Origin of the sequence: Iodobacter violaceini, from assembly GCF_011601265.1 — a bacterium.
GTDB lineage: Bacteria > Pseudomonadota > Gammaproteobacteria > Burkholderiales > Chitinibacteraceae > Iodobacter > Iodobacter violaceini.
The window spans coordinates 294,411-320,887 of the sequence record NZ_JAAOLX010000006.1 but is presented as its reverse complement, the minus strand read 5'-3'; the positions used below and the strand labels follow the sequence as shown (position 1 = coordinate 320,887).

The 26,477-nt window shown below is 49.8% G+C and carries 26 protein-coding genes; 4 read left to right on the top strand and 22 right to left on the bottom strand.

The window, feature by feature from the left end; genetic code table 11:
- Nucleotides 1-7: 7 nt before the first annotated feature.
- From ppk1 to ychF, 3 genes are all read right to left on the bottom strand, one after another.
- On the bottom strand, nucleotides 8-2,086 hold the full coding sequence (gene ppk1 / locus HA050_RS13715) for a polyphosphate kinase 1 (protein WP_166827151.1): 2,079 nt from the start codon (nucleotides 2,084-2,086) through the stop codon (nucleotides 8-10).
- A 262-nt stretch (nucleotides 2,087-2,348) separates the two neighbouring features.
- Complete coding sequence (locus HA050_RS13710; RefSeq protein ID WP_115228617.1) at nucleotides 2,349-2,615, bottom strand: oxidative damage protection protein; 267 nt, start codon at nucleotides 2,613-2,615, stop codon at nucleotides 2,349-2,351.
- 80 nt (nucleotides 2,616-2,695) lie between these two features.
- The gene (gene ychF / locus HA050_RS13705) at nucleotides 2,696-3,787 is read right to left on the bottom strand and encodes a redox-regulated ATPase YchF (protein WP_166827148.1); all 1,092 of its coding nucleotides are present in this window, start codon (nucleotides 3,785-3,787) and stop codon (nucleotides 2,696-2,698) included.
- 273 nt (nucleotides 3,788-4,060) lie between these two features.
- Between ychF and HA050_RS13700 the strand changes: the two genes are divergently transcribed.
- Together HA050_RS13700 and HA050_RS13695 are read left to right on the top strand one after the other, a co-directional pair.
- Complete coding sequence (locus HA050_RS13700; RefSeq protein ID WP_166827147.1) at nucleotides 4,061-4,969, top strand: RluA family pseudouridine synthase; 909 nt, start codon at nucleotides 4,061-4,063, stop codon at nucleotides 4,967-4,969.
- A 36-nt stretch (nucleotides 4,970-5,005) separates the two neighbouring features.
- Entirely contained in the window at nucleotides 5,006-5,353 is a 348-nt protein-coding gene (locus HA050_RS13695; RefSeq protein ID WP_166827144.1) for a hypothetical protein, read from the top strand.
- 41 nt (nucleotides 5,354-5,394) lie between these two features.
- Here the strand turns inward: HA050_RS13695 and glmU are convergent, their stop codons facing one another.
- Nucleotides 5,395-6,762, bottom strand: coding sequence for a bifunctional UDP-N-acetylglucosamine diphosphorylase/glucosamine-1-phosphate N-acetyltransferase GlmU (gene glmU, locus HA050_RS13690; protein ID WP_166827142.1), 1,368 nt, complete (start codon nucleotides 6,760-6,762; stop codon nucleotides 5,395-5,397).
- A gap of 226 nt (nucleotides 6,763-6,988) precedes the next feature.
- Nucleotides 6,989-8,476: a carboxypeptidase M32 gene (locus HA050_RS13685; RefSeq protein WP_166827141.1), complete on the bottom strand. Its 1,488-nt coding sequence runs from the start codon at nucleotides 8,474-8,476 to the stop codon at nucleotides 6,989-6,991.
- A gap of 177 nt (nucleotides 8,477-8,653) precedes the next feature.
- Between HA050_RS13685 and HA050_RS13680 the strand changes: the two genes are divergently transcribed.
- Complete coding sequence (locus HA050_RS13680; protein ID WP_166827138.1) at nucleotides 8,654-10,165, top strand: methyl-accepting chemotaxis protein; 1,512 nt, start codon at nucleotides 8,654-8,656, stop codon at nucleotides 10,163-10,165.
- A gap of 110 nt (nucleotides 10,166-10,275) precedes the next feature.
- On the opposite strand, the gene HA050_RS13675 is transcribed toward HA050_RS13680, so the two are convergent.
- From HA050_RS13675 to pyrE, 16 genes are all read right to left on the bottom strand, one after another.
- Nucleotides 10,276-10,701 (bottom strand): F0F1 ATP synthase subunit epsilon, encoded by a 426-nt coding sequence (locus HA050_RS13675; RefSeq protein ID WP_099396731.1) that lies wholly within the window; start codon nucleotides 10,699-10,701, stop codon nucleotides 10,276-10,278.
- Nucleotides 10,702-10,712: 11 nt separating this feature from the next.
- Nucleotides 10,713-12,092, bottom strand: coding sequence for a F0F1 ATP synthase subunit beta (gene atpD / locus HA050_RS13670; protein WP_166827136.1), 1,380 nt, complete (start codon nucleotides 12,090-12,092; stop codon nucleotides 10,713-10,715).
- Nucleotides 12,093-12,134: 42 nt separating this feature from the next.
- A complete protein-coding gene (gene atpG / locus HA050_RS13665) occupies nucleotides 12,135-13,004 on the bottom strand; it encodes a F0F1 ATP synthase subunit gamma (protein ID WP_099396733.1) in 870 nt (289 codons plus the stop codon).
- A gap of 28 nt (nucleotides 13,005-13,032) precedes the next feature.
- Nucleotides 13,033-14,574 carry a F0F1 ATP synthase subunit alpha gene (atpA, locus tag HA050_RS13660; RefSeq protein ID WP_099396734.1) on the bottom strand — a complete coding sequence of 514 codons (1,542 nt, stop codon included), beginning with the start codon at nucleotides 14,572-14,574 and terminating at the stop codon, nucleotides 13,033-13,035.
- Nucleotides 14,575-14,582: 8 nt separating this feature from the next.
- On the bottom strand, nucleotides 14,583-15,119 hold the full coding sequence (locus HA050_RS13655) for a F0F1 ATP synthase subunit delta (protein WP_099396735.1): 537 nt from the start codon (nucleotides 15,117-15,119) through the stop codon (nucleotides 14,583-14,585).
- A gap of 7 nt (nucleotides 15,120-15,126) precedes the next feature.
- On the bottom strand, nucleotides 15,127-15,597 hold the full coding sequence (locus HA050_RS13650) for a F0F1 ATP synthase subunit B (protein ID WP_099396736.1): 471 nt from the start codon (nucleotides 15,595-15,597) through the stop codon (nucleotides 15,127-15,129).
- 29 nt (nucleotides 15,598-15,626) lie between these two features.
- Nucleotides 15,627-15,914, bottom strand: coding sequence for a F0F1 ATP synthase subunit C (gene atpE, locus HA050_RS13645; protein WP_099396737.1), 288 nt, complete (start codon nucleotides 15,912-15,914; stop codon nucleotides 15,627-15,629).
- An 84-nt stretch (nucleotides 15,915-15,998) separates the two neighbouring features.
- Nucleotides 15,999-16,787: a F0F1 ATP synthase subunit A gene (gene atpB / locus HA050_RS13640; RefSeq protein WP_166827133.1), complete on the bottom strand. Its 789-nt coding sequence runs from the start codon at nucleotides 16,785-16,787 to the stop codon at nucleotides 15,999-16,001.
- 1 nt (nucleotide 16,788) lies between these two features.
- Complete coding sequence (locus tag HA050_RS13635) at nucleotides 16,789-17,160, bottom strand: ATP synthase subunit I (protein WP_115228604.1); 372 nt, start codon at nucleotides 17,158-17,160, stop codon at nucleotides 16,789-16,791.
- 165 nt (nucleotides 17,161-17,325) lie between these two features.
- Complete coding sequence (locus HA050_RS13630) at nucleotides 17,326-18,147, bottom strand: ParB/RepB/Spo0J family partition protein (RefSeq protein WP_166827129.1); 822 nt, start codon at nucleotides 18,145-18,147, stop codon at nucleotides 17,326-17,328.
- Nucleotides 18,144-18,929, bottom strand: coding sequence for a ParA family protein (locus tag HA050_RS13625; protein ID WP_205836428.1), 786 nt, complete (start codon nucleotides 18,927-18,929; stop codon nucleotides 18,144-18,146). Before HA050_RS13625 ends, HA050_RS13630 begins: the two co-directional genes overlap by 4 nt.
- A gap of 221 nt (nucleotides 18,930-19,150) precedes the next feature.
- Nucleotides 19,151-19,801, bottom strand: a complete 651-nt coding sequence (gene rsmG, locus HA050_RS13620; RefSeq protein WP_099396742.1) for a 16S rRNA (guanine(527)-N(7))-methyltransferase RsmG — start codon at nucleotides 19,799-19,801, stop codon at nucleotides 19,151-19,153.
- Nucleotides 19,798-21,690 (bottom strand): tRNA uridine-5-carboxymethylaminomethyl(34) synthesis enzyme MnmG, encoded by a 1,893-nt coding sequence (mnmG, locus tag HA050_RS13615; RefSeq protein WP_166827126.1) that lies wholly within the window; start codon nucleotides 21,688-21,690, stop codon nucleotides 19,798-19,800. The genes rsmG and mnmG overlap by 4 nt, the downstream gene beginning before the upstream one ends.
- A gap of 298 nt (nucleotides 21,691-21,988) precedes the next feature.
- Nucleotides 21,989-22,765, bottom strand: a complete 777-nt coding sequence (ppgK, locus tag HA050_RS13610; RefSeq protein ID WP_099396744.1) for a polyphosphate--glucose phosphotransferase — start codon at nucleotides 22,763-22,765, stop codon at nucleotides 21,989-21,991.
- Nucleotides 22,766-22,830: 65 nt separating this feature from the next.
- A complete protein-coding gene (locus tag HA050_RS13605) occupies nucleotides 22,831-23,418 on the bottom strand; it encodes a DUF4124 domain-containing protein (RefSeq protein WP_166827124.1) in 588 nt (195 codons plus the stop codon).
- 12 nt (nucleotides 23,419-23,430) lie between these two features.
- Nucleotides 23,431-24,069, bottom strand: coding sequence for an orotate phosphoribosyltransferase (gene pyrE / locus HA050_RS13600; protein ID WP_115228599.1), 639 nt, complete (start codon nucleotides 24,067-24,069; stop codon nucleotides 23,431-23,433).
- Between the two features lie 67 nt (nucleotides 24,070-24,136).
- On the opposite strand from pyrE, the gene HA050_RS13595 reads away from it, so the two are divergent.
- The gene (locus HA050_RS13595; protein WP_166827121.1) at nucleotides 24,137-24,913 is read left to right on the top strand and encodes an exodeoxyribonuclease III; all 777 of its coding nucleotides are present in this window, start codon (nucleotides 24,137-24,139) and stop codon (nucleotides 24,911-24,913) included.
- A 122-nt stretch (nucleotides 24,914-25,035) separates the two neighbouring features.
- On the opposite strand, the gene HA050_RS13590 is transcribed toward HA050_RS13595, so the two are convergent.
- Nucleotides 25,036-26,298, bottom strand: a complete 1,263-nt coding sequence (locus HA050_RS13590; protein ID WP_166827118.1) for an AmpG family muropeptide MFS transporter — start codon at nucleotides 26,296-26,298, stop codon at nucleotides 25,036-25,038.
- Nucleotides 26,299-26,477 lie beyond the last annotated feature (179 nt).

Sequence of the window (26,477 nt, the reverse complement as noted above, 5' to 3'; positions counted from 1 at the left end):
GTCGCCCTTAATTGCGTGGTTTAGCTGTTAACTCAGCCAATAATGTTGCTTGTGAAGAGCGCACCTTACCGCCTCGCGCAGTCTTACGACGATAGCGGCCATCAGACTGCATTTCCCAAGCCTGGGTGTTATCTACCAGGCTTGGGCGCAAGCTTTCACGAATCACACGGCGTTTTACTTTTGGATCTAAGATTGGAAACGCAATTTCAATGCGGCGGAATAAATTACGCCCCATCCAGTCTGCCGAAGAAAGATAAACATCCTCTGCACCGCCATTATAAAAATAGAAAACGCGGTGATGTTCTAATAAACGCCCCACAATTGAGCGCACACGGATGTTTTCTGATACTCCCGGAATACCCGGGCGCAAGGCGCAAACGCCGCGAACAATCAAATGAACCGTAACGCCGGCTTGCGATGCCTGATAAAGCTTATCAATCACGGTAGGCTCAAGCAAAGCATTCATCTTGGCGATAATCACCGCCTTGCGGCCTGCTTTAGCGTGGACAATTTCTTTATCGATATACTTTAAAATATTCGGCTGCAAGGTAAACGGTGCCTGCCACAGCTGATGATGATCCCCCGCCAGGCCAAGCCCGGTAAGCTGCATAAACACATCATTTACATCGCTGACAATTTCTTCATTAATGGTCATCAAACCAAAATCGGTATAAAGCTTTGTGGTGCGCGGATGGTAATTACCCGTGCCAACGTGGGTGTAGCGGCGCAGTTTTCCTTCTTCGCGGCGCACAATCAGCAGCATTTTCGCATGTGTTTTATAGCCATATACGCCATACACTACGTGCACACCCGCCAGCTCCAGCTTGGCGGCCCAGTTAATATTGGCTTCTTCATCAAAACGCGCCATCAGCTCAACAACAGCCGTCACCTCTTTACCGCGCCCGGCTGCATCGCATAAGGCCTCCATCAAAGCCGATTCTGTACCTGTGCGATATACCGTCATTTTGATCGCCACCACCTGCGGATCTCTTGCCGCCTGTTGCAGCAAATCAATCACGGGGGTAAAGCTTTGGTAGGGGTGGTGCAAAAGAATATCGCCATGACGAATAGCGGCAAACATATCCGGCTGCTTGCGCAGCTCGGCAGGCACGCCCGGCATAAAGGGCTCAAACTTCAAATCTGAGCGATCAACCTGATCCGGCACCTGCATCAGGCGCACCAGATTAACCGGGCCATTTACACGATAAAGATCCACATCCTGCAAACCAAACTGATCACGCAAGAAATGTTGTAAATGCTTAGGGCAATTATCGGCCACCTCTAAACGCACGGCATCGCCATAAGAGCGCTGCGACAATTCGCCCTTCAGCGCAGCGCGCAGATCTTTCAGATCATCGTCATCCACCGATAAATCAGAATCACGCGTAACCCGGAATTGATAACAACCCAGCACATGCATGCCAGAAAACAATTCATCCACATGTGCATGCAAAATAGAAGACAAGAAAACAAAGCCATGCTCTACGCCCGAAATCTCGGTCGGCATTTTTACAAAGCGCGGCAAAATACGCGGGGCCTGCACAATGGCAATGCCCGAGCTGCGGCCAAAGGCATCGTTGCCTTCCAGCTCAACAATAAAATTCAGCGACTTATTTAATACACGCGGAAAAGGATGCGAAGGATCCAGCCCGATTGGCGTGAGAATAGGCATCAGCTCGCGGAAAAAGAAATCACGCACCCACTCGCGCTGCTCGTCTGTCCATACGCTGCGGCGGAAGAAATGAATACCTTCCTTAGCCAGCGCAGGAAACATCACTTCCAGTAATAAATCATACTGACGATCAACCAAATCATGCGCTTCGCGCGCCACCAGCTCAAAAGCCTGCAGCGGCGTCATTCCCTCAGGCAAAAGCCGGGTTGGGTTATGACGCATATTTTCTTTAAGCCAGGCCACGCGTACTTCAAAAAACTCGTCCAGATTGGATGACACAATGCACAGAAATTTCAAACGTTCTAATAAAGGATTACTTGCGTCTTCCGCCTGGGCCAATACCCGACGATTAAACTCTAACAACCCCATTTCACGGTTCAGCATTAATTGATTATCGGCAGGTTTGTAACTCATCACTCTTCGCTCAAATTAAATAGCCCATCAAAAATACGGATGACAAGAAATGCAACTCAACCAGCTAAGGGATGTCCTGAAAACTTCACAACGCCTGTATAACGCCGGCATAAACCCAAACAAATCAATCAGCTGGATCTACAAATGAACGGGCAAGCAAGCCCGCCAGAGCTCTAAATCTTAAATGCACCCACGTTTTGCAACAGACAAAATGGGATTGTAGAAAAAACAAAGGCCACTATAAGTGGCCTGTGCTTAACTTTTATTGCGGCACAAAGCCTGCTGGCATTTCTGCACCATCACCAAAGAAATAATTCTCCAGCTGCTGCTGCAAATACTGACGCGCACGCGGATCAGCCAGGCTCAGGCGGTTTTCATTAATCAGCATGGTTTGATGCTTAACCCAAGCCTGCCATGCCTCTTTAGACACATTATCAAAAACCTTCTTACCTAAAGCACCCGGCAGCGGCGGAAAATCCATCCCTTCCGCCTCACGCCCCAGCTTTACACAGTTCACAGTGCGGCTCATTAGTATCACCTTAATAATATTACATTTATGTTTCTGGAAAATGACAAATTTTAAAGTATTACTACCTCTTGTTTTATACTTTAAACGTTAAACAAGAAATTCAATACATCGCCATCTTTCACCACGTATTCCTTACCCTCTGCGCGCATCTTGCCGGCTTCTTTTGCGCCTTGTTCACCCTTGTACTGGATGAAATCATCAAAGGAGATGGTTTGGGCGCGGATGAAGCCGCGTTCGAAGTCGGTGTGGATTACGCCGGCGGCTTGCGGGCCGGTGTCGCCTTTGTGGATGGTCCACGCGCGTACTTCTTTTACGCCAGCAGTAAAGTAGGTTTGCAGGCCGAGTAAATCGTAGCCAACGCGAATCAGGCGGTTCAGGCCTGGCTCTTCCAGGCCCAGCTCGGCGAGGAATTCCTGCTTGTCGGCGTCATCCAGCTCAGCGATTTCAGCTTCGATAGCAGCGCATACAGCCACAACCGGCGCACCTTCAGCATTGGCATGGGCCACCAGGCGATCAAGCAGCGGGTTGTTCTGGAAACCATCTTCGGCCACATTGGCCACGTACATGGCGGGCTTGATGGTCATCAGGCACAGGGATTTGATGGCGAGTTTTTCATCATCAGACAGGCCGGCAGAGCGGGCTGGCTTGCCTTCATTCAGGATAGGCAACAGTTTTTCCAGTACGGCCACCATCTGGATGGCTTCTTTATCACCAGCACGGGCTTTTTTGCTGTCGCGGGTGAATACTTTTTCTGCTGTGGCCATATCAGCCAGTGCCAGCTCGATACCGATGGTTTCGATATCGGCGATGGGGTCTACTTTGCCGTTAACGTGAATGACGTTATCGTCTTCAAAACAGCGCACCACGTTCACAATAGCGTCGGTTTCACGGATATTGGCCAGGAACTTGTTGCCCAGGCCTTCACCTTTGGAGGCGCCCGCAACTAAGCCTGCGATATCCACAAATTCGACGATCGCCGATTGGATTTTTTGTGGTTTTACGATTTCTGACAGCTGAGCTAAGCGCACATCCGGCACTTCAACGATGCCAACGTTTGGCTCGATGGTGCAAAAAGGATAGTTTTCAGCCGCAATACCGGCCTTGGTCAGTGCATTAAACAGGGTCGATTTACCGACATTAGGCAGGCCAACGATGCCGCATTTGAGACTCATATCATCCTTTCGCCGCAAATCGCGGCCAACATATACTTAAAAACGAGATTTTACCCGATTGTGAACGCCGCCGCTCCCACCCTGCACAAATCCCATCGTCAAATGGCGGGTAATGGCTGTTGCACCACTGAAAATCATCGCGTTTAAAATGCCAAATCAGAAGCAAAGCACTGATAGCACGGCACAAACATCCCCAAACTGGGCAATGCTAAGGTTTCCTTCCCCGCCACCGCCCCGTAAACTGCAGCTCCTTTGCCTTTGATTGCCCAGCTAATGAGTAAACGCCGTACTTCCCCCTTGCCGCATCGCGATGGCATTGCCCCGAGCTTTTTACAACTGCCTGCCGGGCAATGGCCAGATTTGCTGACGTTTCTCATTACCCGTTTTCCACATATGCCGGCCGAAATATTGCGCGGGCGTTTGGAGCGTGGCGAGATTGTTGACCACCAGGGCGAGGTATTGAATGTAGCCAGCAGCTTTCAGCCCAATGGCCGGATCTGGTATTACCGCGAAGTGCCCGAAGAAACGCCGGTGCCCTTTGCCGAGCATATTTTGTATCAGGATGAGCGCTTGCTGGTGGCGGATAAGCCGCATTTTCTGGCCTGTATTCCGGCCGGGCGTTATTTGCAGGAAACGCTGCTGACCCGACTACGTAAGTCGCTGGGAGTGGCCGACATTGCGCCGATTCATCGTCTGGATAGAGAAACAGCAGGGATTATGCTGTTCAGCCTCGATCCCGCCTGCCGCGCTGGCTACCATGCGCTGTTTTCTGAGCGGGATGTGGCGAAAGAATACGAGGCGATTGCACCTTTTAGAGCTGATTTAGAGCTACCCCGCGTGCACCGCAGCTTTATGCAGGAGCAGCAGGGCATGTTTACCATGGAAGAAGCACCAGGCGAGCCTAATAGCGAAACCTATATCGAGCTGATTGAGCAGCGTGGCGAATGGGCACGCTATCGCCTCAAACCGCACACTGGCAAAAAGCATCAGCTGCGCACGCATTTAAGTGCGCTTGGCGTGCCGATTTTAAATGATCCCTGGTATCCCGAATTGTTGCCCGAAAAAGGCGATGACTTCAGCCGCCCCTTGCAATTATTAGCGAGGGCGATTGAGTTTGTTGATCCGTTTACGGGTGAAAGCAGGCGTTTTGAAAGCCAGCGGGAACTGTGCTGGCCTGAATAAAGTCATATCTGATGATTATTCAAAGACAGACAGAACATGTACGAATCCAGACATCATCCTCCGCTGCCATGGGCAAAATTTTGTACCCGGCTGCTGTGGCATTTTGCAGGCGCTTTACTACTCATTTTGCTCTCCCTGTTTTTAGGGGCAGCAGGCCATGTCTATTTTGAGCAGCACAGCTGGCACGATGGCTTTTTAAATGGCGCAATGATGCTGGGAGGAATGGGGCCGCTGACTCCGCCTGCAAGCAATGCCGGCAAATTATTTGTGGGCCTGTATGCGCTCTACGCGGGTTTAGTTTTTGTTGCAGCCATCGGTATGTTGCTTGCCCCGGTGGCCCACCGGGTTTTGCATTTATTTCACTGGGAAGGCCACAAAACATAGCGAAAGGCGCATCAGACACTGCGCCTTTCACATCTGACCCCTTACTTCTTTACTGGCCGCTGCCAGCCATAAATCGTTACCTGCTTGGCCCGCGCTACGGTCAGCTCGCCAGCCGGTGCGTTCTTGCCAATCACCGATCCTGCGCCAGTAGTTGCACCTTCACCGATGGTAACGGGTGCAACCAGCACATTATTCGAGCCAATACGCACTTCGTCTTCAATCACGGTACGGAATTTATTCACGCCATCGTAATTAGCCGTAATCGTACCCGCGCCCACATTCACCTTGCTGCCCATGGTGGTGTCGCCGATATAGCTCAGATGATTTACTTTTGAGCCTTTGCCGATGGTGGCTTTTTTGATTTCAACGAAGTTGCCGATATGCACATCGTCAGCCAGCTCGGCACCGGGGCGCAAACGGGCAAACGGGCCAATCAGATTGCCCTTACCTGCTACAGCGTCTTCCAGATGGCTGAAAGGATGAATGATGGTGTCATCATTGATCGTTACATTCTTTAAAACACAATTTGCGCCGATGCTTACGTTGTCGCCCAGAACAACATCACCTTCAAACACACAATTCACATCGATAACCACATCCATGCCATGACGCAGCGTGCCGCGTACATCGATACGGGCCGGATCAATCAGGCTAACGCCAGACAATAACAGTGACTGCGCAATCTCCGTCTGATGAATGCGCTCCAGCTGGGCCAGTTGCACCTTATTATTAATGCCTTCGGCTTCCCAGTGATCCTGAGGATGCACGGTGGCCACTTCAACGCCATCACGCACCGCCAGGGCGATCAGATCGGTGGCGTAATATTCGCCCTGTGCATTGTCATTTTTAAGCTCGGAAAGCCAGCCCGCCAGTTTTGCTGTGGGCAACGCCAGAATGCCTGTGTTCATTTCTTTAATTGCCGCTTGCTCAGGGCTGGCGTCTTTTTGCTCAATAATGCACGTTACCTTGCCCGCAGCATCGCGGACTATGCGGCCATAGCCCGTGGCATCGTCCAGAATATCCGTCAGAATCCCTAACTTCCCCTGGCTGCTGGCTGCTAACAGCGCTTGCAGTGTGGCTAAGCGGGTTAAAGGCACATCGCCATACAACATCAGCGTGGTTTCACCCTGTAAATGTGGCAAAGCCTGCGCCAGCGCGTGGCCCGTGCCCAGCTGCTCGGCCTGATGCGCCCAAGCCAGATCAGTGCTGCCGAGTAATTCTTCCTGTACCTGCTTGCCACCATGGCCATAAACCACAACCAGTTTACCGGGCTGCAACTGTCTTGCCGTATCCAGCACATGCCCCAGCAAGGGTTTCCCCGCCAGCCGATGCAAAACCTTAGGCATTTTGGAATACATACGCTTGCCCTGGCCGGCAGCGAGGACAACAACATCAAGCAAAGCGCTCATGCGACAAGACCTGGTAAGCTAAAAGACATTATTTTAACCCTTTTTACGCTACAAACCAGCGGCTAAATGTAATGTGAACAATGCAGAGAGGGTGAAGAATATGGCATTTAATTGATTAGCTACTCTGCACCACTCCGGATAAAAAGTCATACTGACCTGTATCGCCTTGCGATGGCGGGTCGGGCCCAAAAACCGGCTAACCCGCCCTGAATTTCCCTGCCTTTTATTAAGCCAGATACCGCTGTTCTAAATGCTTGCGGAAATGTGCCGGGTTCAGCGCCTCGCCTGTGGCACGGCTGACCAGTTCACCCGTTTCCCACTGGCTGGCCTGGCTCCAGATATTGGCGTTCAGCCAATTAAATATCGGTGCCAAATCACCGGCGGCAATACGCTCGTCCAGATCTGGGTGCAATTTACGAATCGTCGCAAAATATTGCGCTGCATACATTGCGCCCAGTGTGTAGCTTGGGAAATAACCAATCATGCCATCCGTCCAGTGGATATCCTGCAGGCAGCCATTTTTAAAATTGCCCTTGGTATCCACGCCCAGATAGGCCTGCATTTTTTCATCCCACAGGGCTGGCACATCATCAGCTTCGATTTCGCCATCAATCAGGGCGCGCTCAATTTCGTAACGCAAAATCACATGGGCCGGGTAAGTCAGCTCGTCGGCGTCCACACGAATAAAACCCGGGTGCACACGGGTGTACATTTTAGCCAGATTGGCCGCCTCAAATGCGGGCTGATCACCCAGATGCTTTTTAACCAGCGGGCTGATCAGGGCTAAAAATGCCGGATTGCGGCCTAATTGCATTTCAAACGACAAACTCTGGCTTTCATGTATGCCCATAGAGCGGGCGCGCCCTACCGGCAGGGCAACCGTTTCGCGCGGCAGACTTTGCTCATAACGGGCGTGGCCAGTTTCATGCACGATGCCCATCATGCTTTGCATAAAATCATCTTCGCGATAGCGGGTAGTGATACGCACGTCTTCGGGCACACCGCCGCAGAAGGGGTGATTCGATACATCAAGGCGGCCAGCTTCAAAATCAAAACCCAGTAAAGCCATGACATCCAAACCAAGCGCACGTTGTTTTTCAACGGCAAACGGGCCCGTTGCAGCAATCAGCTGCTCTGTGCCCTGCTTTTCCATGGCCTGACGAATCAGCCCTGGCAGCCAGCTTTTCACATCGCCAAAAATACGGTCGAGCTCAGCACAGCTCATACCAGGCTCGTATTTATTTAACAGCGATTCGTAAGGCGAAAGACCTGTTTCTTTCGCCAAAAGCTGCGCTTCTTCGCGGGATAAGCGCACAACTTCACGGAAATTAGCCAAAAAACCCTGCCAGTCATTATTCTGCCGCTGTGTACGCCACTCATGCGAGCAGTGCGATCCCACAAGCGTTTTGGCCTCTACCAGGCTGGCGGGCAATAAATTGGCATGTTCCCACTGGCGTTTAATCTCGCGCAAGCTGGCTTGCTCTGCCGTGCTTAGATCTTCAGCCTCTGCAGCCTTGATCAGCTCTGCTAATGCCGGATCGGTCAGCGTGTTATGAATCAGCACACCCAGCTCGGCCATCGCCGCACCGCGTGCATCATTGCCTTTTGCAGGCATCATGGCAGCCTGATCCCAGCCTGCCAGCGAGCCCAGATGCTCATAACGATAAATACGGGTAAACGTTGCAACAACAGCTTGGTAGGCGGTTTGGCTCATTGAAATAGGATCTCTGTAGGTAAGAATACTTATCATGCCAGCTTGGATAACAAGTGCAATTGCTTTGAACCCTGGCACCAGTCAGCTAAGCCACATACGTGTTTAAGCAAGGTATAACAGCAGGTAAGCCAGACGCCAGCTAATCTGTATTCAGGGAATAAATTGAGACAACTGGCAATGCGGGATCTTAAAATTATCTGGAAAATAATGCTGCCTGCAGGATTACTTACATTGGTTACCCTGGGCATTGTATTACTCGCGCTGCACGCTATAGCATCGATCAGCGGGCTTGCATCTTATGCTTTAGATGAAAACGCCCGCAGAGTATTTCTGGCTAATCAGGCCGCGTTTTACATCACGAGCACCACCACCGACGACCGTAATCAAATCCATGCCTGGACGACGCAAATGGAAGATGCGGCGGAAAAACAATTTCAGTTAAATCTGGATAAAGGACGAGACGCTTTAAAGAGTTTATATGCCATCGAACAAGACACCAGCCGCAGAGCGATCATCAATCAGGCACAAAGCCAGCTTCTGCAATTTGAGAAAATTGATAAAGAAGCCTTTAAGCTGACACGGATGGGGCAACCCACTGAGGCCTATGCGCTCATAAATGGGGATGCCTACCATGCTTATAAAACAGCAATGAGCCATCTTAGCCAGTTAGTGAAACTGGAAGAAAACGATATTGCAATCGCCCGCAAGCAGATCGATATAAGGGGTAAGAACACTTTTTGGACCGTGCTTATTACTGCCCTTGGTGGTTTTTTAATCAGCCTTGCTGCCGTCTGGCTAAGTACGCAGCAAATTCTGCGGCAGCTGGGTGGCGAGCCAGCCTATGCAGTTGCTGTAGCCCGGCAGGTGGCTGCCGGCGATCTTAGCCTGGATGTGCTGGTGCACGCCAAAGATCAAAACAGCCTCTTATTTGCCATGCGCCAGATGGTAGAAAAACTAAGCTCTATTGTTATCGCCCTGAGAAATGCAACAGAGGAGACTTACAGCTCATCTTCAGAAGTAGCAAGTGCCGCACAACTAGTCTGCAAGAACACCAGCATCAATGCCGACATCCTGAGAGAAAGCAGCATATCGATTGATAACCTCAGTATTCATACCAGCCAGAACACGCATACCGCACACATTACCGACTCGATGGCACGTCAATCCACGCTGGATGCGCGCAGCGGTTGTGAGTCGGTACAAAAAACCACCTTAGCCATGCGAAAAATTGCTAAGGAGATTCAAATCATTGACGATATTGCCTATCAAACTAATTTACTGGCCTTAAATGCAGCCATTGAAGCGGCCCGGGCAGGCGCAAATGGTAAAAGCTTTGCTGTGGTCGCGGCTGAAGTCAGAAAGCTGGCAGAGCGCTGCCAGCTGGCCGCGCAAGAGATTGGCGACTTATCCCAGAGCAGCGTACAGCTTGCTGAAACCGCTGGCGAACAGCTCAACAAAATAGAGCCATCCATTAGAAAAACCGCCGACCTGGTTCAGGAAATCGCCGCCAACAGCCACGAACAAAGCCATGAGCTTGAGCTGATCAACCAGAATATTGGCGAAGTATCACAGCGCGTAGCAACCAACGCAGCTGCATCTGAGCAGCTGTCTGCCACAGCTGAACAACTGAGCAATCAGGCCCGCCAGGTGCAAACGATGCTGGCATTTTTTAAAATTAAACGATTTTAAACAGTGCTTGCCAAAAACCAGCTTGCTCACAGCGGGGACTCAGCTGCTGACTTAATCTTCAAACGTAAAAAAGGCAGCCGAAGCTGCCTTTTTTATCACCACACTAAAGCTTAGTGACCACGCTTTTTGAGCTTGTCGATCACGGCAAGTTTTGCTACCGCTTCCACCAGCTCGGCCTGAGCCATCGCAAAGTCCATCGATGAACCGTGGTTCTTTAATGCTTCTTCGGCGCGGCGTTTGGCGTCCAGCGCCTTGGCTTCGTCGATGTCTTTACCGCGGATGGCAGTATCTGCCAGCACAGTAACCACATGAGGCTGCACTTCTAACATGCCGCCTGAAACATAAAGAATCACTTCTTCATCGCTATTGGCAACTTTGATGCGCACCGCTCCGGGCCTCACACGAGTGAGTAGTGGGGCGTGACGCGGCAGAATACCAATTTCACCTTTTTCGGCAGGTGCCGAGATAAACTCAGCCACGCCGGAGTAAATCAGTGCTTCTGCGCTTACCACGTCCACATGCATTGTCATTGCCATGGCACTAATCCTTATTGCATGGTCTTGGCTTTTTCAACCGCTTCTTCGATGCTGCCTACCATGTAGAAGGCTTGCTCCGGAAGATGGTCGTAATCGCCATTAAGAATGCCCTTGAAGCCCTTGAGGGTTTCTTTCAGTGGCACGTATTTGCCTGGGGAACCAGTAAATACTTCGGCCACATGGAAAGGCTGTGACAAGAAACGTTGGATCTTACGTGCGCGGGATACCGACAATTTGTCTTCAGGAGACAATTCATCCATACCCAGAATCGCAATAATATCCTGCAGTTCTTTGTACTTTTGCAGTGTTTGCTGCACACCACGGGCAACAGCGTAATGCTCTTCACCCACAACTTGCGGATCAAGCTGACGCGATGTTGAATCGAGTGGATCAACCGCAGGGTAGATACCCAGGGAGGCGATGTCACGCGAAAGAACAACGGTTGCGTCCAAGTGAGCAAATGTTGTTGCTGGCGAAGGATCGGTCAAGTCATCCGCAGGCACGTAAACGGCCTGAATCGAAGTGATCGAACCTGTCTTGGTCGAAGTAATACGCTCTTGCAGAGCACCCATTTCTTCAGCCAGAGTAGGTTGATAACCCACGGCAGAAGGCATACGGCCCAAGAGAGCAGATACTTCAGTACCAGCCAGTGTGTAGCGGTAGATGTTATCTACGAAGAACAGAATGTCACGACCTTCATCACGGAAGTGCTCGGCCATAGTCAGACCAGTCAGCGCTACGCGCAGACGGTTGCCTGGTGGCTCGTTCATCTGACCGTAAACCATCGCCACTTTATCAAGAACGTTAGAGTCCTTCATTTCGTGGTAGAAGTCGTTACCTTCACGGGTACGCTCACCTACACCAGCAAACACGGACAGACCCGAGTGAGCTTTAGCGATGTTGTTGATCAGTTCCATCATGTTAACGGTCTTACCCACACCCGCACCGCCGAACAGACCAACCTTACCACCCTTAGCAAACGGGCAAATCAAGTCAATAACCTTGATACCTGTTTCTAACAGATCAATAGATTGGTTCAGTTCATCGAACTTAGGTGCAAGTTGGTGAATAGCGCGCTTGCTTTCGCTTTTCACTTCACCGGCTTCATCAATCGGGTTACCGAGCACATCCATGATGCGGCCCAGTGTAGCGTTACCTACTGGCACCGAAATCGGTGCGCCAGTACCGCTCACCAACATGCCGCGCTTCAGGCCGTCAGTAGTACCCATTGCAATCGCACGCACTACGCCATCACCGAGCTGTTGCTGTACTTCCAGCGTCAGGTCGGTTGCGTCGAGCTTGATTGCGTCATACACCTTGGGCAGGCTGTCGTGTGGGAATTCCACGTCAACAACCGGGCCAATGATTTGTACGATTTTACCTTGGCTCATCGTTATTCCTAAATCCCAGTTAATCCGTTGTGCGTCAGGGCCTTACACCGCTGCCGCGCCAGAAACGATTTCGGAGAGTTCCTTCGTAATCGCTGCTTGACGGGTTTTGTTGTAAAGGAGCTGCAGATCGCCGATCACATTGTCTGCGTTATCAGTCGCCGCTTTCATCGCCACCATACGGGCCGCTTGCTCAGAAGAAATGTTTTCCGCTACGGCCTGGTAAACCAGTGCCTCAATGTAACGGCTCATTAATTCGTCGATCACAGTCTTCGCATCCGGCTCAAACAGGTATTCCCAGTTGTAGCCTTTTTTAGGCTCGCCAAATGCGTTGTCTGATAACGGCAGCAGCTGTTCAATCACTGGCTCTTGCTTCATGGTATTCACGAAGCGGGTGTAAACGAGGTGTACTTCGTCTACTTCACCAGCAACAAAGGCGTCGATCATGACTTTGATCGGGCCAATCAGCTGCTCAAGGTGCGGGGTATCGCCGAGTCCGTGCGCAGAGGATAAAACCTTTGCGCCGTAACGGTTCATAAACCCGATACCTTTGTTACCGATTGCGGTTACAGAGGTTTCTACGCCGTCCTGATGCCAATCCTTCATACGGTTCACGGCCAGACGCAGGGAGTTGGTGTTTAAACCACCACACAGCCCCTTGTCTGAAGTAATCGTAATCAGGCCCGCACGCTTAACAACGTCGCGCTTTTGCAAATAAGGATGCGTGTAATCAACAAAGGCAGCGCTCAGGTGGGCAGCCACATTACGGATTTTTTCACCGTAAGGGCGTGCCGCTTTCATGCGTTCCTGAGCCTTGCGCATTTTTGATGTCGCAACCATTTCCATAGCACGGGTGATCTTTTGCGTATTTTTTACGCTCTTGATCTTTGTCCGAATTTCTTTACCGCTTGCCATGATTTGATCCTTGTCTCAACGTATCAAATCAATACGCGGCGCTGGCCTTGAAGCCTTCCACTGCTTTAACGATCACTTTTTCGTCATCAGAAGCCAGGTCACCCTTGTCTTCGATACGAGCCAGTACGTCTGCGTGGTTAGCCTTGAGGTCAGCCAAGAATGCAGCTTCAAACGCCAGTGCTTTTTCAACTTTGATGTCATCAAACACACCTTTGTTGATCAGCAGCAGCGTGATCGACAGCTCAGACACTTTCAACGGGCTGTATTGAGCCTGTTTCATCAGTTCTGTAACCATCTTGCCGCGCTCAAGTTGCTTACGTGTTGCTTCGTCCAGATCAGAAGCGAACTGCGCAAACGCAGCCAGTTCACGATACTGAGCCAGAGCCAGACGTACACCACCACCGAGCTTTTTAATCACTTTGGTCTGCGCTGCACCACCAACACGAGAAACCGAAATACCAGCATTCATCGCCGGGCGAATACCCGCGTTGAACAAGTCAGTTTCCAGGAAAATCTGACCGTCAGTAATCGAAATCACGTTAGTTGGAACGAATGCAGAAACGTCACCTGCCTGGGTTTCAATGATAGGCAGAGCGGTTAAAGAACCGGTCTTACCTTTCACTGCACCGTTAGTCAGTTTTTCTACTTCTGCTTCGTTGATGCGGGAAGCACGTTCCAGCAGACGCGAGTGCAGGTAGAACACATCGCCCGGGTACGCTTCACGGCCCGGAGGACGGCGCAGTAACAGGGAGATTTGACGGTAAGCTACAGCTTGCTTGGACAAATCGTCATAAACGATCAGAGCGTCTTCGCCGCGGTCGCGGAAGTATTCACCCATCGTGCAACCGGAGTATGCAGCGATGTATTGCAGAGCAGCAGCTTCAGAAGCAGCAGCAGCAACCACAATGGTGTGACCCATCGCGCCGTGCTCTTCCAGCTTGCGCACTACGTTGGCAATCGAAGAAGCTTTTTGGCCAATCGCAACATAAATACATGTCACGCCTGTGCCTTTCTGGTTGATGATCGCGTCCAGAGCAACGGCAGTTTTACCGGTCTGACGGTCACCAATGATCAGCTCGCGCTGACCACGACCTACTGGCACCATAGTATCAATAGACTTGATACCGGTTTGCAGTGGTTGCGACACAGATTGGCGGGCAATAACGCCCGGCGCAATTTTTTCGATTGGTGCAGATTCTGTTGTACCCAATGGGCCTTTACCGTCGATAGGCTGGCCAAGAGAGTTAACAACACGACCAATCAATTCACGGCCGACTGGAACTTCCAGAATACGGCCGGTACATTTGACTTCGTCGCCTTCTTGAATGTGCTTGTAATCACCAAGCACAACGGCACCAACGGAATCACGCTCTAAGTTGAGCGCAAGACCGAAGGTATTACCCGGGAATTCCAGCATTTCGCCCTGCATAGCCTCTGACAGGCCGTGCACACGAACGATACCGTCTGTTACGGAAACTACAGTACCTGTGGTACGTGTTTCTGCTGCAGTCGATAAATTCTGGATCCGAGCTTTAATCAGTTCACTGATTTCGGACGGATTAAGTTGCATGATTTCTCCTAACTCTTCAGGCTCGAGGCGAGAGCGGTTAGCTTGCCGCGGACAGATGCGTCTACGACCAGATCACCTACCGTCACCTTCACGCCCCCGATGAGTTCCGGGTTAACGCTGACTTGGGCCGTGACCTTGCGGTGCAGCTGTTGGGATAAAGTTGCGGATAATTCAGCAACCTGGGTATCGGTCAAAGCAAAAGCAGATTCGATGCTGGCTTCAACTTCGCCTGCATCTGCTGCCTTGTACTCTTCAAATAGCTCTGCCACCGCCGGTAGGACGGTGAAGCGGCGATTTTCAAGTACAGCATCGATGAAGTTTTGTACTTCAGCGCTTTGCTGACCACCCAATAATCCAAGCAACAGCTCCTTAACCTGAGCCACGGAAAACTTTGGATTAGCTACTACTTCCAGCGCCAGCTCGTTGCCTGCAATCAGGGCGAGCTGAGCCAGCACATCAGACCATAAAGGTAAGGTGCCGGTTTCTTTGGCCAGACGAAAAATAGCTACGGCGTAGGGTCTTGCGACGGTAATGAGTTCTGCCATGACGCTCTTACAGTTCCGCTTTGATGGATGCTAACAACTCGGCATGGGCATTTGCATCAACTTCGCGGCGCAGAATTTGTTCAGTACCTTGTAGTACCAAACCTGCAACCTGCTGACGCAAGGCTTCTTTTACCTGTTGAATTTGCTGGTCAATTTCCGCTTGAGCGCCGGCAACAAGGCGTTCGCCCTCTGCCTTTGCATGGCCCTTGGCTTCTTCAACCAATTGCGCGCCACGCTTTTCAGCTTGCGCAATGATTTCGGCTGCGTGCTGCTTTGCTTCGCGAAGCTTGTCAGCCGCTGCTTTCTCGGCCAGTTCAAGATCTTGCTTGGCACGATCAGCAGAAGCTAAACCGTCGGCGATACGCTTAGCACGCTCGTCCATAATCTGGGTCAGCGGAGGCCACACGAATTTCATCGTGAAGATGACCAAGATCGCAAATGTGATCATTTGGCCAAAAAGCGACAGATTAATATCCACGCTGATGTCCTCCTAAAAGACGGGCTAGATTACTTAGCAACGAGGCTCAGCAGCGGAGTCAGGAACGGGTTGTTGAATGTGTAAAGCATAGCAACACCAACGCCGATCATCGAGATAGCATCTAACAGACCAGCAATAATGAACAGCTTAGTTTGCAGAACCGGGATCATTTCTGGCTGACGTGCAGCAGATTCTAAGAACTTACCGCCAAGCAGAGCAAAACCAAGTGCAGTGCCGATAGCAGCTAAACCGATGATGATCGCGGCAGCGATTACAGTCATGCCTTGAACGCTAGCAATTACTTCTGGTGCAACCATTTCTAATATCTCCAAGAGGAAGGTTGGGTAAAACAAGGGGAAAGCAAAACACTTATAGCGGCCAGCCTGGGCTGGCCGAATAAATTAATGATCTTCAACCGCAAGGCTGAGATAAACGATAGACAACATCATAAATACAAAGGCTTGCAGGGTAACCACCAGGATGTGGAAGATCGCCCATGGCGCGCCCAGAACCCACTGCGCCCAGAATGGCAGCAGTGCGATCAGAATAAAGATCAGCTCACCGGCATACATATTGCCGAACAAACGCAGAGATAAAGAAATTGGTTTTGCAATCAATTCAACCAGTTGCATCATCAGATTGAATGGGGAAAGCAAAATCTTGGCAACAAGGCCTTCAGCATGAAACGGTGCGGTAACCAGTTCTGTTAACCAGCCTGCCAAGCCTTTAGACTTGATGGAGAAGCCAATAATCATCAGCAATACAGACAATGACATTGCAAAAGTCTGATTTACGTCAGCCGTAGGCACAACGCGCAGCTTCTCAATACCAAATACGTGTAAACCAATCCAAGGCAAGAGATCAACTGGCAAGAAGTCCATGGCGTTCATCAAAAACACCCAGCAGAAAATCGTCAGGCTAAATGGGCCAATTACTTTTGATTTACCGTGGAATGCATCTTTGATCTGGGTATCCACCATCTCAACGATCATTTCTACGAAATTTTGCAAGGGGCCTGGCACGCCAGCGGTCGCTTTACGTGCGGCAAATGCGAAAATACCGACAAACAGGAAGCCTAAAACAAGAGCCACCCAGAATGTATCCAGGTGAAAACCATTGGCGGCCTGATTAAAGGACAAATGGTGCTGGATATACTCGGTAGCGTTAGCGGGTGCGTGATGTTCAGTCATGTTATTTTTTGCCGTCAAATTTTATCAAAAGCCCAAACCAAAAGGCACTGGTGGTGGCAAGATAACCCACAAACGTCCATGGCCAATCTGCCTTTCGGTACAAAATGAACAACGCCGCAAAAGCGACGAGTGTACAAACCAACTTGCACATTTCTGCAGCAAAGTGCTGCTTGAGAAGTACTGCTGGCGGAGCGAATTCAATGCGATATGCAATGGCTGCGTATAAAACACTGCCCATCACCGCAATAAATCCGCCCAGTAAACTTGAAATTGCCGGATTTTGTCCCAAGATCAAGAAGAGGAGGAGAGCCGTACTGATGGCGATTCCAATCTTTAGCCGGATGATGCCCCGAACCTGTGCTTTCCCGATCATTACTTCACCACTGGGGAAAAACCCCGCGATTATACTGACCTGATTTGTGTTGCGTCAATTTTACCTATTGATCTTTTTAGTAAAATTTACTTGTCATTCAATTTGTGCAAGAGTATTGGCGGGATAAGCTTTCGCCAAACTTGGTGCATTCTAGTCAGAACTTTGTTACATCTTGCTAAGCAAGCCATCCAATTGTTCCGGGCTGTTGTATTCGATTGTAATCCGGCCACTTCCCTGCTTTCCGGCCTTAATAGACACCCTGGCACCTACCCTTGTTGATAATTCTGCGGCTAATTCAGAAAGCCGTGGGTCTGCTTGCTTTACTGGCTTTTCTGGCACAGCTTCTTGTTGTTTTTTGACCAAAGCCTCGGTTTCTCTGACCGACAAGCCCTTCAGAATGACCATCCTTGCCGTATCCAGCTGCAATAAATCATCCAAAGGCAACAGGGCGCGAGCATGCCCCATACTCAGCTGATCGGCCATTAGCATCTTCCGCAGTGGCTCGGACAAACTTAATAGTCTTAATAAGTTTGAAACGCTGGCGCGTGATTTACCTACTGCAGTGGCTGCCGCTTCATGCGTCATGCCAAATTCTTCGATCAGGCGCGAAATGCCTAATGCTTCTTCAAGCGGGTTTAAATTTTCACGCTGGATATTTTCAATCAGGGCCATTGCCAAAGCAGCTTCATCGGCAATTTCACGCACTAATGCGGGTATTTCTACTAAGCCAGCTTTAATCGATGCACGCCAGCGGCGCTCCCCTGCAATGATTTCGTACTTGTCCAGCCCGATTGGCCGTACCAGAACGGGCTGCATCAGCCCTTGGGCTCGAATCGAATCAGCAAGTTCCTCTAAAGCCGTTTCATCCATCTGCAAGCGGGGCTGATACTTACCCGGCTGCAGAGAAACAATCGGCAAATTTTGCAAGGAATCCTGACTATCCCCCATCAGCGCATCTAAACCGCGTCCAAGTCCTTTCATTTTCATGCTGTGGGAGTCTCTTCAAGCAGGTTGTGACGAGCCAGCAACTCTTCGGCAAGCTGAAGATACGCCAGTGCACCTTTGGAGTTTTTGTCGTAGGACAAGATTGGGCGACCATATGAAGGCGCCTCAGCCAGACGAATATTGCGTGGTATAACCGTATGGTAAAGTTTACTGGTGTAATGCTTAATGAGCTGATCTGACACTTGCTGGGCCAAAGTTGAGCGCGGATCAAACATAGTTCGCAAGAGGCCTTCGATTTCAATTTTACGATTCATCGACTGCTTTACGCGCTTCAGTGTATTCACCAGATCAGACAGGCCTTCCAGCGCGTAATACTCACACTGCATCGGAATCAATACCGCATCCGCAGCCACAAGGCCATTCAGCGTAAGTAAAGTCAGCGCGGGCGGACAATCTAAAATAATGTAATCGTACTGATCAGCAACTTGCGCTAAAGCATCTTTCAGCCGCGACTCTCTGTGCTCCTGATTGACCAGTTCAACTTCAGCGCCCGCCAGATTGCGATTAGCTGGCAGCACATCAATGCCCGCAGATTCTGAGCGCAAAATAATATCCTGAATCGGTGTAGCGGCCAGCAAAAGGTTATAAACCGAGCTGCTTAATTTTGCCTTATCTATCCCCACGCCCATGGTGGCATTGCCCTGCGGGTCCAGATCAACCAGCAGCACTTTTCTGCCAAGATGCGCCAGACTTGCAGCCAAATTAACGGCTGTAGTGGTCTTACCTACTCCGCCTTTTTGATTGGCAATCGCCAGAATTTTCATTATTTAGCCCTTAAGTCACCCAGCAAAATGGCGGGCTTCACCCGCCCTGGCAGCCTGTCGGACTTAAGCGATCGTAGCGAGGGAAAGACCGGCTTGAGACAGATTTCATGGATTTTTAAGGCGAATAGCTGGCTATTCAACGAAAAAATGCGTGAAATATGGCCAAATCCGACTTTTCCGCAGTAGATCAGTCTTCAGTCCGACAGGCTGTCTAGTATGTATTACACCTTAACCACATGCACTAAATGGCGTTCTGCATCGATTCCCGGCACTTTTAAATGATCCACAGCCGTTACTTTTACTGTTTCAGGTAAGTGTGCAATTTCTTCAAAAGGGTAAACCCCTTTCAAAGCAGCCCACTCCCCTTCCGGCGCTAACAGGTGCTGAGTGAGTTTTACAAACTCGGCCAATTCAGCAAAAGCGCGTGAAGTAATAATCTGAAATGGCGCTTCAGGTTTATAAAGCTCTACGCGCTCGGTCAGCACCGTAACATTAGTGAGTTTTAACTCAGCAATCACCTGACGCAAAAACGTCGTTTTTTTATGATTTGAATCGAGCAAAAACAACTGCCAGTCTGGCCGAACAATAGCCAATGGAATACCAGGCGTACCAAAGCCCGAGCCTACATCCAGAATACGAATCTTATCTTTAGCCTCGCCCTTAAAATGAGGCAAAGGCGCAAGTGAATCCAGCAAATGATGCGAAACCATGCGCTCCGGCTCGCGAATTGCCGTCAGGCTGTAGGTTTTATTCCACTTTGCAATCAGCGCCACATAGGCCAGCAGGCTGACCGATTGTGCTGTTGATAAATCAATTTTTAGCTCGGCAAGGCCAGTGGCCAGCTCAGAAAACATGGAATCAGTAGCAGTCATTCTTTACCTTTTTCAAGCAGTTGCTTTTTCTTTAAATGAACCAGCATTAAAGCGATGGCCGCTGGGGTAATACCAGAAATTCTGGAAGCCTGACCCATGGTTTCCGGCTTATGTTTAATCAGCTTTTGCTGCACTTCTTTGGATAAGCCCGATACATCGGTGAAATCCAGATCTGCGGGCAGCATGAATTCTTCCAGATTATCGCGGTTAGCCACTTCAGATTGTTGCCGCTCGATATAACCCTGATATTTCAGCTGAATCTCAACCTGCTCGGCCACAAGCGGGTCTTCTACTGCTGGTTTGGCAATGTCCATAGTCATCAGGCTATCGTAAGAGACCTGCGGGCGGCGTAGTAAATCGGCCAGCGTGTATTCACGCTCAATCGCCTTACCCAACACACGCTCTGCATCAGCCACTGCAAGAATACGTGGATTTACCCATGTCGTGCGCAAGCGTTCCAATTCTAAATCAATTGCATCGCGTTTTTTGCAGAAAGCGTCCCACTGCGCATCGCCAATCAGGCCCAGCTCACGGCCTTTTTCAGTCAGGCGTAAATCGGCATTGTCTTCACGCAATTGCAGGCGGTATTCGGCACGGCTGGTAAACATGCGGTAAGGCTCGGTCACGCCATTGGTTACCAGATCATCAGCCAGCACACCAAGGTATGCTTCATTGCGTTTTGGTGTCCACGCGTCTTTTTCACGCACATAGAGACCCGCATTTAAGCCTGCCAGCAAGCCTTGCGCGGCGGCTTCTTCATAACCCGTAGTGCCATTAATTTGCCCGGCAAAGAATAAACCGGCAATGCTTTTGGTTTCGAAGCTGGCTTTTAAATTACGCGGATCATAGTAATCGTATTCAATGGCGTAGCCCGGGCGCAAAATGTGCGCGTTTTCCATACCCGCAATCGAGCGCACGGCGGCCAGCTGAATATCAAACGGCAAGCTGGTTGAAATACCGTTTGGATAATATTCGTGTGTATCTAAGCCTTCAGGCTCTAAGAAAATCTGGTGGCTGTCTTTGTCGGCAAAGCGATTAATTTTATCTTCGATACTTGGGCAATAGCGCGGGCCAACGCCTTCAATTTTGCCGGTAAACATCGGGCTGCGATCAAAACCGCTGCGAATAATCTCATGCGTTTTAAGATTGGTGTGCGCCATCCAGCAAGGCAATTGCTTGGGGTGCATGCCCAGATTACCGCGTACCGAAAATACCGGCTCAGGCGTATCACCGTATTGCGCTTCAAGCACCGAGAAATCAATCGACCGGCCATCAATCCGTGGAGGGGTACCGGTTTTCAAACGGCCAACGGGTAAGTCTAAGTCGCGTAAACGTGCCGCAAGAGTGACCGAAGCAGGATCACCAGCACGGCCACCCACGTGGTTTTCTAAGCCGACGTGAATTTTACCAGAAAGGAAAGTTCCGGCAGTCAGCACCACCGCACCAGCTTCAAAACGAATGCCGATTTGGGTAATCACGCCAGTGACGCGATCGCCATCTAAAGTCAGATCATCCACAGCCTGCTGGAATAAATCCAGATTCGGCTGGTTTTCCAGCATATGACGCACCGCTGCTTTATAGCGAACACGGTCTGCCTGCGCGCGCGTGGCGCGAACAGCAGGGCCTTTACTGGAATTGAGTGTTTTAAACTGAATGCCGCCAAAATCTGTCGCCAGCGCCATTGCGCCGCCTAAAGCATCCACTTCTTTGACCAAATGCCCCTTACCAATCCCGCCAATCGACGGGTTGCAGGACATCTGCCCAAGGGTTTCAATATTGTGCGTCAGCAGCAGGGTTTTGTTACCCATGCGGGCGGCCGCCAACGCAGCCTCAGTCCCGGCGTGTCCGCCGCCGACAACAATCACGTCGTATCGAGTAGGATAAAGCATAGCGTTGAGCATCCAGCAAGCAAAGGGGCAAGATTTTACGCCGTATTAGCCCTGACGACTATCGCGAAGCGATGAGTGCCTGTGCAAAAACGCCCCCAGCGCATTGTAGCAATACCCCGGAAGACGTTTATGCCAGCGCTTAAAACACAAACGCCCCGATTTTACGGGGCGTTTCACGAGGAACAGTTACAAGCCTAAAATCTGTCCTGTGGATAAAGCACAATTAACTGAAAAATAAATACCAGCTGCATATCATTTTGAATGATCATGCGCCTTTAACGCCACCACCGGCCAGTCTTTACAACACACCAAACTCACGAGCCGCCTCTAAAGCCGCCCCCACAATACCCGCATCATTTTTAAGCTCTGCAGGCACCACAGGGAAACGTAAATCTGTAAGCTCCGGAATAAATTTCTCGTGCTTTTTACTGATGCCTCCGCCAATAATCAATAAATCAGGCGATAACAGTAATTGTAAATGCTGAACATATTCATTTAAACGCTGGCTGTATTCTTTCCATTTTAAATTTAAATCGTCTTTTACTTTTCCCGAACAGTATTTCTCGGCAATTTCATTATTTTTAAAAATTAAATGGCCAAATTCTGTATTGCTGATTAATTTACCATCAACAATTAAAGCGCTGCCAATGCCTGTGCCTAAAGTAATAACCAGCACTTTGCCCGCTTTCCCTTTGGCAGCGCCAAAAATCCCTTCCGCGAGGCCCGCAGCATCCGCGTCATTAATCAGCTTTAAAGGTAAGCCTGTCACCTGAGATAAAATATCCTGAGCTGGCGCATTAAGCCATGAAGCATCGACATTTGCCGCCGACAGGGTTACGCCGTTGTGCACAATGGCCGGAAAAGTACAGCCAATCGGGCCTTGCCAGTTAAACTGATCAACCAGCTGCTTAACAACAGCGCCCACGGCTTCTGGTGTGGCTGGCTGAGGGGTATCAATACGCACCCGCTCGCACAATAACTCTCCCGTTTCCACATTAACCGGAGCACCTTTAATTCCTGTACCGCCAATATCAATACCCAGAACAATTTTTGCGGATGCTGTTTGCTCAGTCATTTTTCACTCTTTTTTAGATCTGTTTATTTTATCAGATGAATAAGAACAGAATTTTTATTCAAATATTATTTAGATGACTTCAGCTCTAAAAGACGCTTTTTATCTTCTTCAGCCTTAGCTTTAATATTTTCAATATCCTTCTTTTTATTTCTGTTATCTTCCTCAATATCAAAAACTTCTTTTTGTACAGAAACCAAATCTGCAGCCAGATCAGCAGGCACAACGCGATTTGCTTTTTTATGGCGGGCAATTTGTGTTTCGATCCGGGTTTTACGCGGAGTAGCATTTTGCATACGGATTGCATTAGCCGCGATGGCCGATTCCACCACGCCTATCCGCCTGTCTCTGATGAGATCTATTTCTTCAGGCTTAGAAAAAGACTGCAGCAAAGCCCGGTCTTTTCTCTGCTGCTCTTTTTGCTGCGCCTGCTCATTTTGAATTTTATCTTTCTCTTCCCTGCTCAGCACAGGTGCTGGCGTGGTCTTGACGATGCCGGATTTATTCAGCTCAGTCACACCGCTTGTTGGAGCGGTCACAGGCGGCTTATCACTGTATTGCACCCGGCCAGTCTCATCCACCCAACGATAAAGCTTGGCAGAGGCGGAAGCAGTTAATAAAGCCAGTATAAAAAATGTACTAAGACCACGCAGCATCAGATAAACCTTTTAAATTCCGTATTGATTACGGTAAGCACTTACTTTGGCCAGCTTCTCATCCATACCAGCCTGAGCACCCAAATATCCCAGTAAATCATCCAGTGAGGCGATAGGAATCACTGGAATACCAAACTGTTGTTCCACTTCCTGTACTGCTGATAATGCACCCTGGCCGCGCTCCATACGATCAAGCGCAATCAGAACACCTGCTGGCTCCGCACCTGCAGCACGAATCATATTGACCGACTCACGCACGGATGTGCCCGCAGAAATCACATCATCAATAATCATCACACGGCCTTTAAGCGGCGCGCCGACTAATACACCGCCTTCACCATGATCTTTTGCTTCTTTGCGATTAAACACAAAGGGCACATTCCGGCCTTGGGCAGCTAAAGCAACGGCAGTGGCCGATGCCAGCACAATTCCTTTATAGGCTGGCCCGAATAACACATCAAACTCTACGCCCGACGCTTGTACCGCCTGTGCATAAAATTGCGCCAGAGCACCTACCGACGCGCCATCGCTAAATAAGCCCGCATTAAAAAAGTACGGCGATTGACGGCCAGCCTTAGTGATAAAATCTCCAAAACACAGCACATTTTGCTCTACAGCAAAAGAAATAAAGTCGCGGCGAAAATCACTCATGCTGCATTTTCCTCATTTATTGATCTCAATAAAGCGAAGCATAACATTTCTTACAAAAGGACACCGAATGCGCATTATCAGTGCTAATTTAAACGGCATTCGCTCAGCTGCAAATAAGGGCTTTTTTGAATGGCTGGCAAAACAAGACGCCGATGTGGTGGCCTTGCAAGAACTTAAAGCACAAGAGGCCGATCTTTCCCAGCAAATGAAAGCGCCTGCGGGGCTAAAAGGTTTTTTTCATTATGCAGAAAAGAAGGGTTATAGCGGAGTAGGCCTTTATTGCCGCCGCGAGCCAGATCGTGTCATTACCGGCCTTGGCATTGCCGATATCGATTTTGAAGGCCGTTATTTGCAAGCCGATTTTGGCAATCTTTCGGTCGTTTCACTTTATCTGCCATCAGGCTCTTCATCCGATGAGCGCCAGCAAGTGAAGTTTTCCTTTTTGGATCGCTTTCGCCCACATCTGGAACAGCTTGCCTCGAGCGGCCGCGAAGTGGTTCTGCTCGGCGACTGGAATATCGCCCACAATGAGATTGATCTGAAAAACTGGAAAGGCAATCTTAAAAACTCCGGTTTCTTGCCGGAAGAGCGCAGCTGGCTGGGTAAGTTATTTACCGAGCTGAACTTTGTAGACGTCTGGCGCAAGCTTTACCCGGAAATCCCCGGCTACACATGGTGGAGCAACCGCGGCCAAGCCTATGCCAAAGATGTAGGCTGGCGCATCGACTACCACATCACCACCCCTGGAATTGGTGCAACGGCGCAAAGTGCTTCGGTTTATAAAGAGGAGAAATTCTCCGACCATGCCCCGCTGATTGTGGATTACGACTACCAAACTAATTAAATCAAAACCCAAATCTTGAACCACAGAGGACACGGAGTTTCACAGAGAAAACCTCAGCGGTGTTTGCATGCTCTGTGTCCTCGTTCTACTCCGTGGTTCAAAGTTTAGCGATTTATTCTGATTTAACTCTGCGTCTGCACACTTTTCTCTCTCTCTGATCCACTATTCCACGGTGCTACTTTAAACAACAGCAGCATGCCCGGGATCGCCAGCGCGGTGCAGAGGAAGAAGAAGCTAATCCAGCCCATTTGCTCAACCAACCAGCCGGTGCTGGCATTGATAAAGGTGCGGGGTACGGCAGCCAAACTAGTAAACAGCGCAAATTGGGTGGCGGTATAACGCGGATCGGTGGTTCTGGCAATGTAGGCCGTAAATGCCGCGGTGCCCAGTCCAACACCCAAGGCTTCAAATGCAATCACCATGGCCAGCGCTACTTTATCTGCACCCACGGTTGCCAGCCATGCAAAACCTAAAATGGATACAACCTGCACCACACCAAATACCCACAGAGCACGGTTAATACCCAGCTTTAACATCCACACACCGCCCACAATGCCGCCAAATACCGCAGGCCACAGTCCTGCATTTTTAGCGATGACACCGATTTCTGTTTTACTAAAACCCAACTCTAAATAAAACGGCGTAGCCAAGGCGGTGGCCATGCTGTCGCCTAATTTATATAAAAAGATAAAGGCCAGAATCCACATGGCATTACGCCAGCCATGGCGGGTCATAAACTCATGGAAAGGCTCGATTACGGCTTCACGCAGTGTTTTAGGCGGGCGAACTAATTGTGGCTCGCTGACCAAAAGTGTCATCGCAATACCCGGCAGCATAAACAAGCCAGTAATCATAAATACCTGCGCCCACGGCAGATGATCCGCCAGGATCAGAGAAAAAGCGCCGGGAATCAGGCTGGCAATGCGATAGGCATTCACATGGACCGATGTACCAAGCCCCAATTCTTCATCACTTAAAATTTCACGACGATAAGCGTCGAGCACAATATCCTGGCTGGCGCTAAAGAAGGCTAAAGCCATGGCCAAGTAAGCAATCGACCATAAATCCAGCTTGGGGTTAAATAGGCCAAATGAGGCGATTAAAACCAGCAAGGAGAGCTGGGTGAGCAACATCCAGCCACGCCGCCGCCCCAGCCCCGGCACCGCATAGCGGTCCAATAAAGGGGCCCAGATAAATTTCCATGTAAATGGGAATTGAATCAGCGCAAAAAAGCCAATCGCTTTTAAATTAACACCTTCGCTTTTTAACCACGCAGGGACTAAGTTAATCAGGATATACAGAGGTAAACCCGAGGCAAATCCGGTAAACACACAGATCAGCATGCGCCGGGAGAACAAGAGTGATTTCCAGTGAGTAGTAGTCATAGTATCTGGCGGTAAAAAAGAGGCATTACCTTACCTTAAATTCAACATTTCAAGGCCATAGCTTCGCGCATTATTAAAAAATACACAGGCTATTTTTACCAAAATGGTAAGCAAACACGCCATCTCTGGCTCTCTGCTGGTAAACCCCAATAGGACAAGCAAGAGAAATCAGGCTAATG